Raw genomic sequence first — 16,138 nt, forward strand, 5'->3', positions numbered from 1 at the left:
CTGTCCCAACGACGCGCGACCGGCGCGGGCGGCGGGAGCGGTTCGGTGTTCACTGCCGTCGTGAGCGCAACCAGTCTGGCGACGATCCCGTTCAGCCGAACGTACGTCGCCGAGAACGAGATCGGCTACCTCGCCGAGGCGGTACGTCAGGGCTCGACGTGTGGCGACGGCCCGTTCACGCGTCGGGCCGCGCGGCTCCTCGCGGACATCACGGGGGCCGGGCACGTCCTGTTGACCACCTCGTGCACCCACGCCCTGGAGATGGCGGCGATCCTGCTCGACCTGCGGCCGGGTGACGAGGTGGTGATGCCGTCGTTCACCTTCATGTCCGCGGCGAACGCGTGCGCGCTGCGCGGGGCGGTCCCGGTCTTCGCCGACTGCCGTCCGGACACGCTGAACCTGGACGAGCGGCTGGTCGAGGCGGCGATCACCCCGCGCACGCGGGCGATCATGGTGATGCACTACGCGGGCGTCGCGTGCGAGATGGACGCCATCGGTGACCTCGCCGAGCGGCACGGCCTGGCGGTGATCGAGGACAACGCGCACGGCCTGGGCGGCTTCCACCACGGCCGTCCGCTCGGCTCGTTCGGCGTGATGGCCACGCAGAGCTTCCACCAGACGAAGAACGTGCAGTGCGGCGAGGGCGGCGCGCTGCTGCTCAACGACGCCGCGCTGGTCGACCGGGCCGAGATCATCAGGGAGAAGGGCACCGACCGGGGCCGGTTCTTCCGCGGGCAGGTGGACAAGTACCGGTGGATGGACATCGGGTCGAGCTACCTGCCGTCGGACGTGCTCGCCGCGCAGCTCACCGCGCAGCTGGAGGCGTTCGAGGAGATCCAGGCGAGCCGGCACGCGGTCTGGTACGCCTACCACGAGGGGCTCGCGGACTGGGCGGAGGAGAACGGCGTGGCGCGGCCTGCCGTGCCCGAGGGGTGCCGGCACACGGCGCACCTGTACTACCTGCTCATGCCGGATCTGGAGCGCCGTCAGGCGTTCATCGCGCACCTCGCGGAGCGGGGCGTGCAGGCGGCCTTCCACTACCAGCCGCTGCACTGCGCGCCCGCCGGCGTGCGCTACGGCAGGACGGCTCCCGGGGGCTGCCCGGTCACGGAGCAGGTGGCCGACCGCCTGGTGCGGCTGCCGCTGTTCGCGGGGCTGGGGGAGCAGGACGCTGGGGCCGTGCTCGACGCGGTCAGGTCGTTCAGGGTGGCGTGATGGCCTGGCGCGACCTGATGGAGGACGGTTCCGGGCCGGGCGGCGTGCGGCTGGAGGAGTCGCCGCATGAGTCGGCGAGGTTCGGCCGCGCGGTGGAGCGTCTCACGGTTCCCGCCGGGGCCCCCGGGATCTCGCGGGCCGGGGTGCGCGAGGCCGTCCTGGGTTCCCGCGCGGACGTGATCGTGCTGCGCTACCCGGCCGAGCGGGTGTCCTGGTTCGCGGAGCTGGCCGTGCTCGGCCGTACCGCCGTGTTCGCGGACTCGCTGGTGTACTGGCGGCTGCGGGCGGGCGAGGGCCGGGCCCCTGAGCCGCGGGACGGCCTGCGCTGCCGCGACCTGGCGGACGCCGCCGCCGTGGGGGAGCTGGTCGCCGCGGTGTTCGCCGAGTACGGCAACCACTACGCGGCCAACCCGCTGTTCGACCCCGGCCAGGCCCTCGCCGGCTACCGGGAGTGGGCCGCCAGGTCGGCCGGGACCGGCGGATGCCTGGCCCTGTACGAGGCGGAGGCCGGGGATGCGCTGGCGCTGGCCACCCTGGAGGACGACCCGTTGCGGACGGAGATCCTCCTCGCCGGCGTCATGCCGGGCCGCCAGGGGCGCGGGCTCTACGCCCACCTGCTGAGCGGGATCGAGGAGCGGGCGCTGGCCAGGGGCGTGAAGGAGGTCGTGATCTCCACCCAGGGGCACAACACCGGCGTGCAGCGCGCCTGGGCCAGGTACGGCTTCGAGCCGGTGCGGACGTTCGTCACGGTTCACCTGGTCCGGACGCCGCTGCTGCAGGGGCGTACCGGTTAGCGGCGTCGGCGATCGGGTCGGCCGGGGATCCGACGCGCTCGCGCACCACGTACGTCGGCCGGCCCATGCCGTGGGCGTGGACCCGGCCGACGTACTCGCCGAGGACCCCGATGGAGATGAGCTGCGCCGACGAGAAGAGCGCGACCATCGAGGCGATCGAGGTGAAGCCGGCCACAGTGGTGTCGCCGGTGGCGAAGCGCCAGAGGACGACCGCCGCGAGCAGCAGCCCGACGAGGCCGGCGAGGAAGCCGAGGTAGCTCGCGGCGCGCAGGGGCGCCGAGCTGTAGCCGAGGAGCATGTTGAAGGCGTGGCGGAACAGCAGCCTGGCGGTGTAGTTGGAGCGCCCGTGGCGGCGCTCGTCCATGTGGACGTGGACCGAGCCGATGCGGGCGGCCACCCACGACAGCGCGACGTCGATGGAGGCGTGCGGGCCGGACAGCGCGGTGAAGCCGTCACGCAGCCGGGTGCGGAAGGCGCGGAAGGCGCTGATCGTCCGCGCGGTGCGGATGCCGAGCGCGCCGGACATGCACGCCTTGACCGAACGGGAGGCGAGGCTGCGCAGGACGCCGTGCTCCTCCTCGTGCGGGATGCCGTAGACGAGGTCGAGCCGGTCGCCTTCGAGCGCGGCCAGCAGGAGCGGGATCTGCTCGGGCGGGTGCTGCAGGTCGTCGTCCATGGTGACGACGACGTCGAAGGCGGCCTCCCTGATGCCGGCGATCAGCGCGTTGTGCTGCCCGTAGTTGCGCGACAGGTGGATGGCGCGGACCTCGGGGAAGCGCCTGGCCAGGCCGGCGGCGGTGGCCCAGGTGTCGTCGGGGCTGCCGTCGACGACGAGGACGACCTCGTGGCGGACGGCCGCGGCGTCCAGCGTCGCGAGGAGCCTGGAGACCAGCGCCGGCAGGGTCTGCGCGGAGCGGTAACACGGAATGACGACCGACACCGACATGAGTCCCCCGATATTTCTTCCGAAACGCGTAGCATCGTCGTGACGTGCCGCCTCATCACCAATGGGAGTGACCGCGACATGGTCAATGACCTGGTCAATGCCGAGAGCAGAACCGGCCGCGGCGGTCATTCCGCTTCCGTCCGGGCGTGGAAATCGGCTCTGGACTCGGTTCTCCGCCGACAGCGCATCACATATCTGGCCGGCGGCGCCATGACCGTTGTGGTCTATTACGGTCTCCTGGGCCTAGGATTGCTGGCGTCCGGCGGTCGTGTCCCGTACCTTTTGCTGGTCGTGGTCAGTCATTTCATGACCGTGGTGACGGTCTACCCGTGGTATCGGCTGGTGGTGTTCCGCGTGGTCGGGCAGTCGTGGGTGCGGGGATGTCTGCGTTTCTATGCGATAGGGCTGGTTTTCCTGGGCGTCTCACTGGTGGGATTGCCGTTGTTGGTGCATTTTGCCGAAATGCCGGTCATGGTGGCGCAGGCGGTGATCATACCGTTCAGCGCGCTGGCCAGTTATGGCATAAACCGGGGCTGGACATTCCGCTCCCCTGCCGACGCCTCTGGCCCCGGCAATATCTCGCACCCCGCTCCTTAAAGGGGGGTCACCCTCCGGACCCGCCACGGCGCCCGCGCATATCCTCCAGGTGCTGGGTGGTCGCTGCGGCCATGCGTTCGTCCGGAAAGGGCTGAAGAGAGCGTGAAGGCACTCGTACTGGCTGGAGGTAAAGGGACCAGGTTGCGGCCACTGACCCACACGTCGGCCAAACAGCTCGTCCCCATCGCGAACAAGCCCGTGCTGTACTACGGCCTGGAGGCGATCCGCGACGCGGGCATCACCAGCGTCGGCATCGTCGTCGGCGACACGGGCAGGGAGGTCCGCGAGGCCGTCGGCGACGGGTCGCGGTTCGGCCTCGACGTCACCTACATCCAGCAGGAGGAGCCGCTCGGGCTGGCGCACTGCGTCCTCATCGCCCGCGACTTCCTCGGCGACGAGCCGTTCGTCATGTACCTCGGCGACAACTTCCTCGTCGGCGGCATCGCCGAGCTGGTCGAGTCGTTCCGCACCGGCGGGTACGACGCGCAGATCCTGCTGACCAGGGTCGCCGAGCCGCAGTTCTACGGCGTCGCCGAGCTGGGGCCGTCCGGCGAGATCGTCAGCCTGGAGGAGAAGCCCGCGCACCCGCGCAGCGACCTGGCGATCGTCGGCGTCTACTCGTTCTCGCCCGCCGTGCACGAGGCGGTGCGGGCGATCCGCCCGTCGGCGCGCGGCGAGCTGGAGATCACCGACGCCGTCCACTGGCTCATCGAGCGCGGCCACGCCGTGCAGTCCCACCTGGTCACCGGCTACTGGAGGGACACCGGGCGGCTGCAGGACATGCTGGAGTGCAACCGCATCGTGCTGGAACGGGTCGAACCCGACGTACGGGGCACGGTCGACAGGATGAGCGAGATCTCGGGCCGCGTCGTGGTGGAGCCGGGCGCCGTGGTGGAGAACTCCGTGCTGCGCGGCCCCATCGTGGTCGGCGCCGACGCCAAGATCGTCTCCTCGTACGTCGGGCCGTTCACCTCGATCGGGCCCGGCTGCGTGCTGAACAACGCCGAGATCGAGTACTCCATCGTGCTCGACGGCTCCTCCATCCACGGCGTGTCGCGCATCGCGCACTCACTGATCGGCAGGAACGTCGAGGTGAGCCGCGCGGACGGCGTCGCCAACACCCACGAGCTCATGGTGGGCGACCACAGCAGGATCCAGGTGCGCGCATGAGGATCCTCGTCACCGGCGGGGCCGGCTTCATCGGGTCGCACTACGTGCGCTCGCTCCTGCGGGGGTCGTACGACGCGTGCGAGGACGTCCGCGTCACCGTGCTGGACAAGCTCACCTACGCCGGCAACCCGGCCAACCTGGCGGCCGTGGCGGGCCGGCCCGAGTACCGGTTCGTCCGCGGGGACATCGCCGACGCGGCGCTGCTGGCCGAGGTCGTGCCCGGCCACGACGCCGTCGTGAACTTCGCGGCCGAGACGCACGTCGACCGGTCGATCACCGGCGCGGCCGACTTCGTCACGACCAACGTGCTCGGCACGCAGCGGCTGCTCCAGGCCGCCCTGGACGCCGACGTGCGCACCTTCGTGCAGATCTCCACCGACGAGGTGTACGGCTCGATCGCCGAGGGCTCCTGGACGGAGGACGAGCCGCTGCTGCCGAACTCGCCCTACTCCGCCGCGAAGGCGGGCGCCGACCTGCTGTGCCGCTCCTACCATCGCACGTACGGCCTCGACGTGCGGATCACCCGCTGCTCGAACAACTACGGGCCGTACCAGTACCCCGAGAAGATCATCCCGCTGTTCGTCACGAACCTCGTCGACGGGCGCCCGGTCCCGCTGTACGGCGACGGACGCAACGTCAGGGAGTGGCTGCACGTCGACGACCACTGTCGCGCCGTCCAGCTCGTGCTGGAGAAGGGCGCGCCGGGCGAGGTCTACAACGTCGGCGGCGGCGTCGAGCTGACCAACCTGGAGCTGACCGGCCGCCTGCTCGACGCGTTCGGCGCCGGGTGGGACACGGTGGAGCGGGTGCCCGACAGGCCCGGCCACGACCTGCGTTACTCGGTCGACAGCGGCAAGATCCGCGCCATCGGCTACGAGCCGCGGGTGGACTTCGAGCAGGGGCTGGCCGACGTCGTGCGCTGGTACCGGGACAACCCGGACTGGTGGCGCCCGCTCAAGGGGGAGGCGCGATGACGGCCACGGCGGTGGCGGCGTCCCCGCTCGACCGGCTCGCGGCCGTGCTCGCCTGCCCGTCCTGCCACGGGCCGCTCGACGGGGGGTACGCGTGCCTGCCCTGCGGCGTGCGGGGGGACCGGCGGGGCGGCCAGCTCAGGTTCGGCGGGTTCCACGAGGCGGAGACGCGCGACGATCCGCTGAACCGGATGAAGGAGACGGTCAAGCGCCGCTTCGGCCGGGTGTACCCGCTGGCCATCCAGGTGGTGTCGCCGGTGCTGCTGCGGCGGTTCGTCCGCCCGTTCCTCGCCGGGTTCGACCTCGACCGCGAACTGGTGGCCGACCTCGGCTGCGGCACCAACCGCTACGACCCGCGCCTGCTGTGCGTGGACGGCAGCGCGTACGCGAACGTGGACCTCGTCAGCGACCTGCGGGCGCTCCCGCTGGGCGACGCGACGCTCGACGGCCTGGTGAGCGTGGCCGTGCTGGAGCACGTGCCCGATCCGCAGGCCCACGTCAGGGAGATGTGGCGGGTGCTCAAGCCGGGCGGGCGGCTGGTCTGCTACGTGCCGTTCATGCAGCCCTTCCACGCCTCGCCGTACGACTACCAGCGCTACACCAGGCCCGGCATGGAGCGGCTGTTCGCGGACTTCGCGGCCGTGGACGTCCGCACGGGCGCGGGGCCCACATCGGCGATGCTCTGGGTGGTCCAGGAGTGGCTGGCGTTGCTGCTGTCGTGCGGCAGCAGCAGGCTGTACCGGCTGCTGACCCCGCTGATGTGGCTGCTGTCGCCGCTCAAGCTGCTGGACGTGCTGCTGGCCCGGCACCCGGACGCGGCGGTCGTGGCCAGCGGGTTCGTGGTCGAGGCCCGCAAGGCCTGAGGCCGGAACGCCGGGAAGGCCCGAAAGGCCTGAGGCCTCGGGAACGCCAGGAGGCGGGGAGTCTCCCCGCCTCCTTTTCGCGTGCCCGGGTCAGCTCGGCTGGAACACCACGTCCACCCAGTAGTTGCTGGCCTGGAAGCTGCTCGTCGGGAAGGTGTTCGCCGAGCCGTACACGTAGACGCCGTCGCCGCCTTCCGAGTCCGCGAGCGCGAGCAGCGGGTCGTTGACGTAACGCGCGGTGAAATAGGGCCGGGTCACCGAGTAATAGCCGGCATCAGTATGGTACGAGGCTATATATGTGGTATTTGGACTGATAGTCACCGGTGTTGCCAGGTCCACCTGCTGCCAGCCGGCCTGAGTCTCGTTGGTGAACGTCACCTGGGTGAGCAACTGGCCGGTGCTCGTCCACAGGCTGCCGACGTGCGTGCCGGTGTTCTGCAGGCCCTTGTAGAACTTCAGGCCCGTGATCGTGCCGGCCACGGTGGACTGGAACTTCACGCCGAGCGTGACCGCGTTCTTGTCGCCCACCACGGGGACGGCGGGCGCGTCGCTGTTGCTCCACAGGCTGCGGGGCGTCACCGACGCCGGGGAGAACAGCACGTCCACCCAGTAGTTGGTCGCCTGGTAGGAGCTGGTCGGGAAGCCGCTCGACGCGCCGTAGCGGTAGACGCCGTTGCCGCCCACATTGCCGCTCGCCGGCGCCGTGAGGGGATCGTTGACGTAATCGGTCGTGAAATACGGCCGGGTGATCGAGTAATAGCCGTTCGGCGCGTAATAGGAGGCGATATACGTCTTGTTGGCGCTGATCTTTACGGGGTTGTCGAAGTCCACCTCCTGCCACCCCGACGCCGTCTCGTTGACGAACGTGGCGGTGGCCAGCAGGTTGCCGTTCGAGTCCCACAGGTTGCCGATGTGCGTCCCCTTGTTCTGCAGGCCCTTGTAGAAGCGGACCGCCGCCACGACGCCCGGCTGGCTCACCTGGAACTTCACCCCGACCTCGACGCCCTTGTTGTCGCCGTTCGAGGCCACCGCGGGCGTGGTGCTCGCCGGCCAGAGGCTCTTGGCCGTCACCGTCACGGAGACGGTCGTGGCCGGCGCCTGGAGGTTGCCGCTGTCGTCCACGGCCCGCACCCGCACCGTGACCGGCCCGGTCCTGCCCGGCGTCCAGCTGTACTGCCAGTTCGACCACCCCGTGGCCTGGAACCAGGTGTTCCCCCCGTCGGTGGAGACCTCGACGCCGCCCACGACGCCGCCGCCCGTGTCGGTCGCGGTGCCGCTCACGGTGATCGGCTGGCCGAACGTCAGGATGTCGCCCGCCTGCAGCGAGGCGATGGCCGACGTGGGCGGCGTGGTGTCGGTGGACGCCGTGGCGGGCACCAGGTCGGGCTGCGGCGACGCCGGCTGCGCGTGCAGGTCGGCCAGGAGGTTGACGGTCGCCTGCCGCATCCTGATGTCCGGCGGCGGCCCGGTGACGTCGTGGGTCTGGTCGAGGCCCCACGACCACTGCGTCGTGCCCGCGCCGAACACCAGCGCGCCGCTCGGCGCCTTGTAGAGCGTCAGGTTGTGGACCGCCGTGCCCGGCGCGTAGGCCGAGCCGTAGTTGGTCAGGATCTGGGCCGTGGAGAACTGCGCCGTCGTGAGCGACTCCTTCACCAGGCCCGCCGGCGCGGTGCCGTTGTTGGGCGAGGAGTCCCACTCGTAGCCGAGCGTCCCTCCACCGAACCTGGCGATCTGTCCCGGTTGCAGGTTGGCGACGGAGGTGTTGCGCCACAGCCGGAACTTCGCGTAGTCGTAGGGCACCGTCAGGGCGTTGTAGACGGCGCCGTTGACCTGGAACCAGGTGCCGGTCACCTCGTTCTCCGGTCTGCCGCCGTCGGACGGCGGCGAGAAGCGGGGATCTCGCCAGCTCCCCGTCCACTGCGGACTGGGGTCGATCTTGGCGTTGGCCAGGGTCTCCTTGTAACAGACCAGCGTGCGGAACGGCGTGGCCGACCCGTCGATGCTGTTCTCCCAGCGGGTCTTCCAGAACATCTCGTTCCCGCTGAAGAACGTGAGGTTCACGCCGTTGTCCCTGGCCGCCGTGACGTTGTCGCGCATCTCGTTGGACCAGTACTCGTCGTGGCCGCTGGACATGAAGATCTTGTGTTCCAGCAGCTCCTGCCCGCGTCTGGCGGTGTCGACGTTGGTCGTGTAGCTGACGTCGTAGCCGTTGTTCTCCAGCCACCGCACCATCGGGTACTCGGAGTCGAAGAAGAACCCCTGCGTCGAACCGTTGCAGCAGTTGCAGCAGCGCGTCGTGACGGGCCGGTTGTAGCTGACCTTGTACGCCCGGCCCGCCGGGCTGCCCGCGTACAGGCTGCTGGTGGTGTTCCACCGGTTGTAGGCCACCCAGGTGGCGTCCGACGTCTGCACGAGGACGTCGGAGCCGCGGCTGTCGTCGCGGACGACGAAGATGATCTGGCTGGCGCCGGCCGTGCCGTCCTCGCGGACGAGCTTGGCGATGAAGACGCCGGAGACCGTGCCCGCCGGGACGGCCCAGGAGGCCGACTCCGCCCAGTTGCCGCAGTCCACGAGCCCGGTGGACGGGTCGGTCAGGCAGGCGGGCTGCGTCTGCGGCAGCGTCGCCGACGGCTGGACCGTCGTGATGAAGCGGGCGCCGTTGCCCTGGTAGTAGCCGATGCGGTAGATGTCGAGCCGGTAGTCGGTGGCCGGCGTGCTCACCTTGAAGTGAACCGTGTCGCCGACGTTGACGCTGATGTCGGTGGCGTACCCCTGGATGCTCGGGTCCCCGCCGCCCGACACGTCCCACTCGCTGGGCGGGTTGCCGGGCAGGGCGTTCTCGTTGCAGATGACCGAGGTGGGCGGGCAGGCGGCGCGCTTCGACTTGCGCGGCCGGCTCGCCGGCACCACCCGGGGCACGGGGGTCTCCGGCTCGGCGAAGGTCCTGGTCGAGCCGGCCGCGTCCGTCACCGAGCGCACGAGCCGCGACTCGCGGGGCGAGGCCGGGACGACCGAGACGGCCGCGATCCTGCTCCGTGCGGAGACCCGCGCCGCACCGGCTCCCGGCCTGCCCTCCAGGGTCGTGACCACCTTCAGCCCGCCCCGGCCGACGGTCTCGTCGGTGTAGCCGAGCCGGCGCAGCTCCGCGGTGACCTCCTGCAGCAGGTAGGCCCGCTGGGCGGGCACGGTACGCGTCCTGAGTCGGGGGAAGCTCTGGGCGGCGGCCTCGGCGGAGGTGATCGCCCCCGCCCGCGCCATCCCGTCGAGCACCGACCTCCAGCGGGCCCGCGCCCGCTCCAGCTCCTCGTCCGACGCGCCGGTCAGGTCGCACTCCTGGCCGATCCTGGACGCGAGGAAGGCGCCCTCGGCGAGCGTCAGCTCCCGTACGTCCTTGCCGAAGTACGCCTCGGCGGCGGCCGACACCCCGGTGGCCTGCCGTCCGAAGTCGGCCGTGTTGAGATGGTGCTCCAGCGCCGCGCTCTCCGGGGTGGCGAGCCCCGCCACGAAGGCGGCGGCCGCCTCCTGGAGGCCGTCGCCGCGGCCGGAGGCGGCGAAGTAGTCGTGCACCACCTGGGAGCTGATCGAGCTGTCCTCGACGGGCTGTCTCGTCACGACGGAGCGGATGAGCCGGGCGGCGGCCGTCACGGGGCCGGCCGCGCCCGGACCGGCGTCGAGCCGCCGGGCGGCCACGGCCGCGGCCCGTACGTGGGCGGGGATCTCGTCCAGGCCGACGTTCTCCCGCGCGATTCCCTGCTCGCCGAGCAGCGTTCTCCCGTCACTCAGGTAGACCGCGGAGCTTTTCGTCTCCGCGACCGGCTGGAGAATGTCGGAAAGGGGTGCCGAGATCCAGGCGGCCGTGGCGAGTCCGACAATCGAGGCAGCTCCGGCTCCGAAGAGTCCTGCTATTATCCACCGCTTTCGTGGTGGTCGATCCCGTCTTTTCTTGCGTGCCATATTGCGTCCCCAATGGCTAAGGTCGTCAAGATGACTGGCATGGTATGGAGGCGCAGGTGGACGCCCTAGAACAAGCTGCTGGTATGTCTCGTCAGCAGTGGTGCGGTCGGGGGCGATCGGGGAAAACGGGGCGGCAAAAGTTCCGCCTCGCCGGTTGACGGAAAATGTGCGAAGTCCGAAGCGTGTCGGAATGGCGGCGGGTCTCCGGCCGATGATCTCCTGGCCATCGTCCTGTTCTTCTCTCGGGCCGGGAGGCCGGCATGCCAGCAGCCGTGAAGAAACTCAACCGCAAGGTCGCCGTCGCCAGACGGCACGGGGTGGAGAACGTGGCCCTGGCCCTGGCCAACAAGGTCATCCAGTATCCGCTGTACCTCGTCTACGGGGCCGAGCGCTGGCACCTGCGCAAGTACCACACCACGAACTACAAGAAGATGGCGGTGGCCTTCAGCCGCGACGTCCCCGGCCCGCTCGACGTCGTCGCCGACGTCGGCTGCGGCCTCGGCGAGGTCGTCAACCGCGTACGCGCCGGGCGCAAGCTCGGCCTGGACGTCGATCCGCGGGTCATCGCGTGGGCGAAGTTCCTGCAGCGCTTCAACCGCTCCGACGTCGACTTCCGCGCGGGCAGCCTCGACACGCTCGCCCGCGCCGACGTCCCCGCCGTGGACCTGCTGATCACCCTCGGCTGGTTCCACTACATGACCGACGAGTGGATCGACGAGCAGATGCGCGACCTGCTCAAGGCCAAGCCCGTCCGCTACGTCATGGTGGACGAGATGTCGTACCAGCGGGGCCGCATCCAGAAGCTCTTCGACGCCATCGGCACCCGTGTCGAGCAGCGCCACGACTGGCAGGACGACAAGCTGCTGTTCCTGTACCGCTGCGAGGGGTGAGCGGCGTGGACGGCCACGGCCGGCGCCCCGCCTTCATCGTCACCATCGACGTCGAGGCGGACGACGCCTGGAGCGACAGCACGACTGTCACCACGGAGAACGCGCGGCATCTGCCGCGCTTCCAGGAGCTGTGCGAGCGGCACGGCCTCCGTCCCACCTACCTGGTGGACTGGACGATGGCCCGCAGCCCCGCCTTCCAGGAGTTCGGCCGGTCCGTGGTCGAGCGCGGCGCCGCCGAGATCGGCATGCACCTGCACGCCTGGACGACGCCGCCCCTCGACCCGCTCACCGACGCCGACCACAGGCACAAGCCGTTCCTCATCGAGTACCCCGAGCACCTCATCAAGGAGAAGGTGGCGGTGGCCACCGGCACCCTGGAGGACGTCTTCGGGATCTCCCCGGTCAGCCACCGCGCCGGGCGCTGGATGCTGGACGAGGCGTACGCGAGGGTCCTCATGGACCACGGCTACCTGGTCGACTGCTCCGTCACCCCGCACGTCTCGTGGAGCACGACGCGGGGCGCGCCCGGCGGGCGCGGGCCGCAGGACTACAGCCGCTTCCCGGCCGAGCCGTACTTCGTCGACCCGCTGGCGATCCACAGGGCCGGTGAGTCGTCGCTGCTCGAAGTGCCGATGACCATCGTGACGCGCCCGCACGGCGCGCTCGTCGAGGGCGCCCGCGCCGTCGCGTCGCGGATGGGGCCGGCCGGGCGGGTGATGGGGCGGCTGTTCCCGCAGGTGCTGTGGATGCGGCCGAACGGCAGGAACGGGCGGCAGATGCGCGAGCTGGCCCGCCGGGCGGCGGCCGAGCGGCGCGACCACGTCGAGTTCATGCTGCACTCCTCGGAGCTGATGCCGGGAGGCAGCCCGTACTTCGTCACCCGCCGCAGCGTCGAGGCCCTGTACGACGACATGGAGGAGCTCTTCGAGTCGCTGGCCGGCGCGTTCACCGGGCTGACGCTCGCGGAGTACCGCGCCAGGTTCACCTCGACACGCCGCGGGGAGGCGTGAGGCGGCGATGGGCTCCGTGATCCACGCGTGCGAGGTGATCAAGACGCTCGACACGGGGGGAGCGGAGGTCCTGCTGGTGGAGCGGCTGCTGGCCGCGCCCCGCGCCGGCACCTGCTACACCGTCGTGTGCCTGCGGGCGTCCGGCCAGGACCTGGCCGACCGGCTGAGGGGGGCGGGCATCGAGGTCGTGGACCTCACCGCCTGCCCGGCCCGGCTGCGGCTGCCCAGGCTGCCTGGGGTGGTGCGGCGGCTGCGGCCCGACGTGGTGAACGTCCACTCGCCCGTGCCCGCCGCGGTGCTCAGGCCCGCGTCGCTGCTGTGGACGCCACGCCCGCGCCTGGTCTCGACCGTGCACAGCGTCAGGTTCCGGCTGCCGACGATCCTGGCCGACCGCGCCACCGGCTGGATGGACGCGCACACCGTGGCGGTGTCGCCGCAGGTGGCGCGTGGCGTGACGACGAAGGGGGCGCGCCGGCTCAGCGTACGCGTCCACGGCGTGGACGTGGAGGGGCAGCGGCGCGCCGCCGCCGAGGCGGACCGCGTCCGGCAGGAGTGGCAGGTGCCCGAGGGCGCCTTCCTGGTGGTGCACGTCGGCAACTTCCGTCCCGTGAAGAACCACCGGCTGCTCGTCGAGGCGGCGGCCAAGGTGGTCGCGCGGGAGCCGCGCGCTACGTTCCTCCTGGCGGGCTCGGGCCCCCTGTACGAGGAGACGGCCCGGCGCGTCGCCGAGCTGGGCACCGGCGGCGTGCGCCTGCTCGGTCCCGTGCCGGGAGCCGGCCGCCTGATCGCGGCGGCGGACCTGCTCGTCATCAGCTCGACGTACGAGGGGCTGCCGGTGGTCGCCATGGAGGCGCTCGCCGCGGGCGTGCCGGTGGTCTCCACCCGGGTGGGCGGGGTGCCCGACGTGGTGGAGCCGGGGGTCAACGGCCTGCTGACCCGTCCGGACGACGTGGAGGCGCTCGCCGCCGGGATCCTGGAGGCGATGCGTCCGGACGTCCACGCGCGGCTGCGCGAGGGGGCGCGGGCCGCCGCCGGCCGCTTCGACATCCGCGGGACGGCCCGCTGGTTCGAGGACCTGTACGCGGGCCTCTGCCGCTAGCCGGGGCCGTCCCGCCGGCGTCCCCGAATCCCACGGGCCCGTCTCAGCGGCGGGCCGGCTCGGCGGGCGCGCCGTCCGTCTTGGCCTCCGCCTCCGCCTTCGCGTCCGCCCCGCGCCGCAGCAGCGCCGCGACCAGAGAGCGGACCGTGCTCGGGCGCGGCAGCAGCTCGTGGACGGGGATCCCGGTCGCGCGGGCGAACCAGGCCATCTCCAGCAGCGCGGTCAGCGTGTACGCCACGGTCGAGGCGAGCCCCGCGCCGACGACGCCGAGCGCCGGGATCAGCACGACGTTCAGCACGACGTTCACGACCAGGGCCGCCACGAGGATGGAGGTCAGCACGGCCGGCCGGCCCAGCCGCACGAGGTACTGCTCGATCGCCCGCAGCAGGGTGAGCGCGACCGTCCCGGGGGCGAGGGCCAGCAGCGCGGCGACGCTGCCGGCGAACGACTGCCCGTACACGAGCGGCACCAGCACCGGCGACGCCGCCGCGAGCAGCCCGATGAACCCCGCCGACACGAGCAGGTTGAGCCGCACCGCGCGCACGGTGAGCCGCGAGGCGGCGTCGAGCCCGCCGACGGCCTGCCGGGGGAGCACCACCTGGGTGACCGCCTCGGCGGGGATGCGGGTGAGGTCGAGCACGGTGACGGCGACGGTGTAGAGGCCGACGGCGGCGGTGGAGTCGAGCCCGTGGACGAGCAGGACGTCCACGCTGAGCAGCAGGTGGAAGGCCACCACACCGACGTGGTAGCGGCTGCCGAGCGCGAGCTGGCGGTTGGCCAGGCGCGCGTCGGCCCAGCGGGGGCGCGGGCGCAGCGCGCGGAGGAACACGAAGAACGGCGCGGCGGTCGAGATCGTCCAGCAGACGATGACGCCCGCCACGGTGAGCCGCCCGGTGAGGCACAGGGCGATGAGGGGCGCGCACTGGATCAGCGCGCCCACGATGACGGCCCGGTTGACCACCCCCATGTCGGAGCGGAGGGTGGCGACGGCCCTGAGGTTGGAGCCCGCGACGGCGAACGGCACGGCCAGCATCGCCAGGCACAGCAGCGGCGACGTCGTGGGCATCGCGCCGAGCATCGTCAGCGCGGCCACGGTCACGCCGGTCAGCCCGCCGAGCGCCAGGCCGAGGACCAGCGCGTTGACGGTGAGCCGCTGCCGCCAGACGCGGCTGGCCCACAGGGAGATCTGCGTCTGGTCCAGCGACAGGTGGCCGACGATGGTGGCGGTGAACGCGATGTTGGCGATGAGGGCGTACGCTCCGCGGCCCTCCGGCTGGAGCGAGCGGGCGATCAGCACGCCGGTGACAGCGGCCAGGAGCAGCCGCAGGACCTTGCTCGCCACCGTCCGCGCGACGAGCGAGAGGGTGGTGCTCACGTCCGCCGTACCCGGCCTGACAGCGCCGGCTGGGCGGCGCGCGGGCGGCGGGCGGGGGCGGTGGGGGTGTGTTCTTCCGGTGGGCGCCGCGTCCAGGCGAGCGCGGCGAGCAGGCTCGTCACCATGGTGATGGGGATCCGCTGGCGGAAGATGAGCCCGATGTTGGCGACGGCGGTGGCGTAGGCGATGGTGCTCGGCACGATGAACAGCAGGAGGAACCAGAACAGCCGCCGGTCGGTCCGCCACAGCCGCGCGGCTCCGCTGACGGCGCAGAGGAGGATGACGTACCAGACGAGCACCTCGATCTTGCCGAGCTGGAAGGCGAGGCTGCCGTCGGCCCAGGGGAACGGCGACAGGAGCGTGTAGCCGAGCTTGGGGCCGAGCGCGGCCCAGGGGTTGCCGCCGTCCTGGAAGACGACGCCCGAGCCGCCTTCGGCGTTCGATCTGACGACGTTGGCCGACTGGCCGTAGTCGAGCTGTTCCTGCATGGCCCTGACGGGGGCGCTGTCCATGATCAGTGTGGGTGAGGCGAGGAGCAGCGCGACGATCAGGACGAGGCTGCGCATGGACAGCGCGTGCTTGAGGCGGGTCACGCTGAGCAGCAGCGGTGCGGCGCACATGAAGACCATGTAGGAGCGCACGTACCACAGGGCCCACAGCAGCGGGACGAGCAGCAGCAGTTTGCGCACGTCGAGCCGGCGCGCGTTGGAGGCGCCGAGGCCGAGGCAGGCGATGACGAGGAAGGCGTTGAAGCCGTCCTTGAACATGTCGGAGGTGTGGTACAGGAACGCCGGCATGAACGCGGTGATGACGAGCAGCACGAACGCCGCGCGCTCGTCGGCTCCGATGAGCCGGGCGAGCCGGTAGACGATGACGCACAGCGCGCAGGCGAGCAGCGCCACGACGGCGGTGCAGGCGAGGGGGGCGGGGCCGCCGCAGAGATAGATGACGGCGGCGAAGATGTGGTACGGCACCGTCACGGAATAAAGCGATTTGATGTCATCTGAAGTGACATATCGGATGCCTTCGCGCTCCCACAGGGAGACGATCTCCATCGCCCGCGACTCGTGCTCGAAATTGTCGCCGCCGTAATCCAGCGCGCCGCTCCTGATGACCAGGACGTGCACGACCAGTCGCAGGGCGAAGGCCAGGAGCAGCACGGGAACCGCCCGCCGCGCCGCGGCCGGCCCCAGGGCGCCCCTGGCGAGCAGGACGAGCACCACCGCCGCCACGAAAACGATGAAATATTGCATG

At 71.2% G+C, this 16,138-nt stretch carries 13 protein-coding genes; 9 read left to right on the forward strand and 4 right to left on the reverse strand.

Annotated features, from left to right (window positions below; translation table 11 throughout):
• The first annotated feature begins 60 nt into the window (after positions 1-60).
• Together rffA and BMX74_RS00050 are read left to right on the forward strand one after the other, a co-directional pair.
• Positions 61-1,215, forward strand: a complete 1,155-nt coding sequence (gene rffA / locus BMX74_RS00045; RefSeq protein WP_256256705.1) for a dTDP-4-amino-4,6-dideoxygalactose transaminase — start codon at positions 61-63, stop codon at positions 1,213-1,215.
• Complete coding sequence (locus BMX74_RS00050; RefSeq protein WP_218153830.1) at positions 1,215-2,009, forward strand: GNAT family N-acetyltransferase; 795 nt, start codon at positions 1,215-1,217, stop codon at positions 2,007-2,009. Before rffA ends, BMX74_RS00050 begins: the two co-directional genes overlap by 1 nt.
• On the opposite strand, the gene BMX74_RS00055 is transcribed toward BMX74_RS00050, so the two are convergent.
• Positions 1,960-2,955 carry a glycosyltransferase family 2 protein gene (locus tag BMX74_RS00055; RefSeq protein ID WP_055507585.1) on the reverse strand — a complete coding sequence of 332 codons (996 nt, stop codon included), beginning with the start codon at positions 2,953-2,955 and terminating at the stop codon, positions 1,960-1,962. The genes BMX74_RS00050 and BMX74_RS00055 overlap by 50 nt on opposite strands.
• Positions 2,956-3,033: 78 nt before the next feature.
• On the opposite strand from BMX74_RS00055, the gene BMX74_RS00060 reads away from it, so the two are divergent.
• The 4 genes from BMX74_RS00060 to BMX74_RS00075 all read left to right on the forward strand — a co-directional run bounded on the left by BMX74_RS00060 (position 3,034) and on the right by BMX74_RS00075 (position 6,556).
• The gene (locus BMX74_RS00060; RefSeq protein ID WP_055507587.1) at positions 3,034-3,552 is read left to right on the forward strand and encodes a GtrA family protein; all 519 of its coding nucleotides are present in this window, start codon (positions 3,034-3,036) and stop codon (positions 3,550-3,552) included.
• 102 nt (positions 3,553-3,654) lie between these two features.
• Positions 3,655-4,722, forward strand: a complete 1,068-nt coding sequence (locus tag BMX74_RS00065) for a glucose-1-phosphate thymidylyltransferase (RefSeq protein ID WP_055507588.1) — start codon at positions 3,655-3,657, stop codon at positions 4,720-4,722.
• Positions 4,719-5,696 carry a dTDP-glucose 4,6-dehydratase gene (rfbB, locus tag BMX74_RS00070; RefSeq protein WP_091097382.1) on the forward strand — a complete coding sequence of 326 codons (978 nt, stop codon included), beginning with the start codon at positions 4,719-4,721 and terminating at the stop codon, positions 5,694-5,696. Before BMX74_RS00065 ends, rfbB begins: the two co-directional genes overlap by 4 nt.
• Positions 5,693-6,556 (forward strand): methyltransferase domain-containing protein, encoded by an 864-nt coding sequence (locus BMX74_RS00075; RefSeq protein WP_091097384.1) that lies wholly within the window; start codon positions 5,693-5,695, stop codon positions 6,554-6,556. The genes rfbB and BMX74_RS00075 overlap by 4 nt, the downstream gene beginning before the upstream one ends.
• A gap of 90 nt (positions 6,557-6,646) precedes the next feature.
• On the opposite strand, the gene BMX74_RS00080 is transcribed toward BMX74_RS00075, so the two are convergent.
• A complete protein-coding gene (locus BMX74_RS00080; protein ID WP_177227127.1) occupies positions 6,647-10,510 on the reverse strand; it encodes a DUF4082 domain-containing protein in 3,864 nt (1,287 codons plus the stop codon).
• A gap of 260 nt (positions 10,511-10,770) precedes the next feature.
• On the opposite strand from BMX74_RS00080, the gene BMX74_RS00085 reads away from it, so the two are divergent.
• Genes BMX74_RS00085 through BMX74_RS00095 form a run of 3 tightly spaced genes read left to right on the forward strand, consistent with a single transcriptional unit; the run spans position 10,771 to position 13,509 of the window.
• The gene (locus BMX74_RS00085; RefSeq protein ID WP_143078498.1) at positions 10,771-11,400 is read left to right on the forward strand and encodes a class I SAM-dependent methyltransferase; all 630 of its coding nucleotides are present in this window, start codon (positions 10,771-10,773) and stop codon (positions 11,398-11,400) included.
• 5 nt (positions 11,401-11,405) lie between these two features.
• A complete protein-coding gene (locus BMX74_RS00090) occupies positions 11,406-12,410 on the forward strand; it encodes a polysaccharide deacetylase family protein (RefSeq protein ID WP_055508564.1) in 1,005 nt (334 codons plus the stop codon).
• Positions 12,411-12,417: 7 nt separating this feature from the next.
• The gene (locus tag BMX74_RS00095; RefSeq protein WP_091097388.1) at positions 12,418-13,509 is read left to right on the forward strand and encodes a glycosyltransferase; all 1,092 of its coding nucleotides are present in this window, start codon (positions 12,418-12,420) and stop codon (positions 13,507-13,509) included.
• A gap of 43 nt (positions 13,510-13,552) precedes the next feature.
• On the opposite strand, the gene BMX74_RS00100 is transcribed toward BMX74_RS00095, so the two are convergent.
• A complete protein-coding gene (locus BMX74_RS00100; RefSeq protein ID WP_055507601.1) occupies positions 13,553-14,884 on the reverse strand; it encodes a lipopolysaccharide biosynthesis protein in 1,332 nt (443 codons plus the stop codon).
• Complete coding sequence (locus BMX74_RS43670) at positions 14,881-16,137, reverse strand: hypothetical protein (protein WP_091097390.1); 1,257 nt, start codon at positions 16,135-16,137, stop codon at positions 14,881-14,883. Before BMX74_RS43670 ends, BMX74_RS00100 begins: the two co-directional genes overlap by 4 nt.
• Between the last annotated feature and the right edge of the window lies 1 nt (position 16,138).

The organism is Nonomuraea pusilla (assembly GCF_900109355.1).
In the GTDB taxonomy this organism is placed as follows: domain Bacteria; phylum Actinomycetota; class Actinomycetes; order Streptosporangiales; family Streptosporangiaceae; genus Nonomuraea; species Nonomuraea pusilla.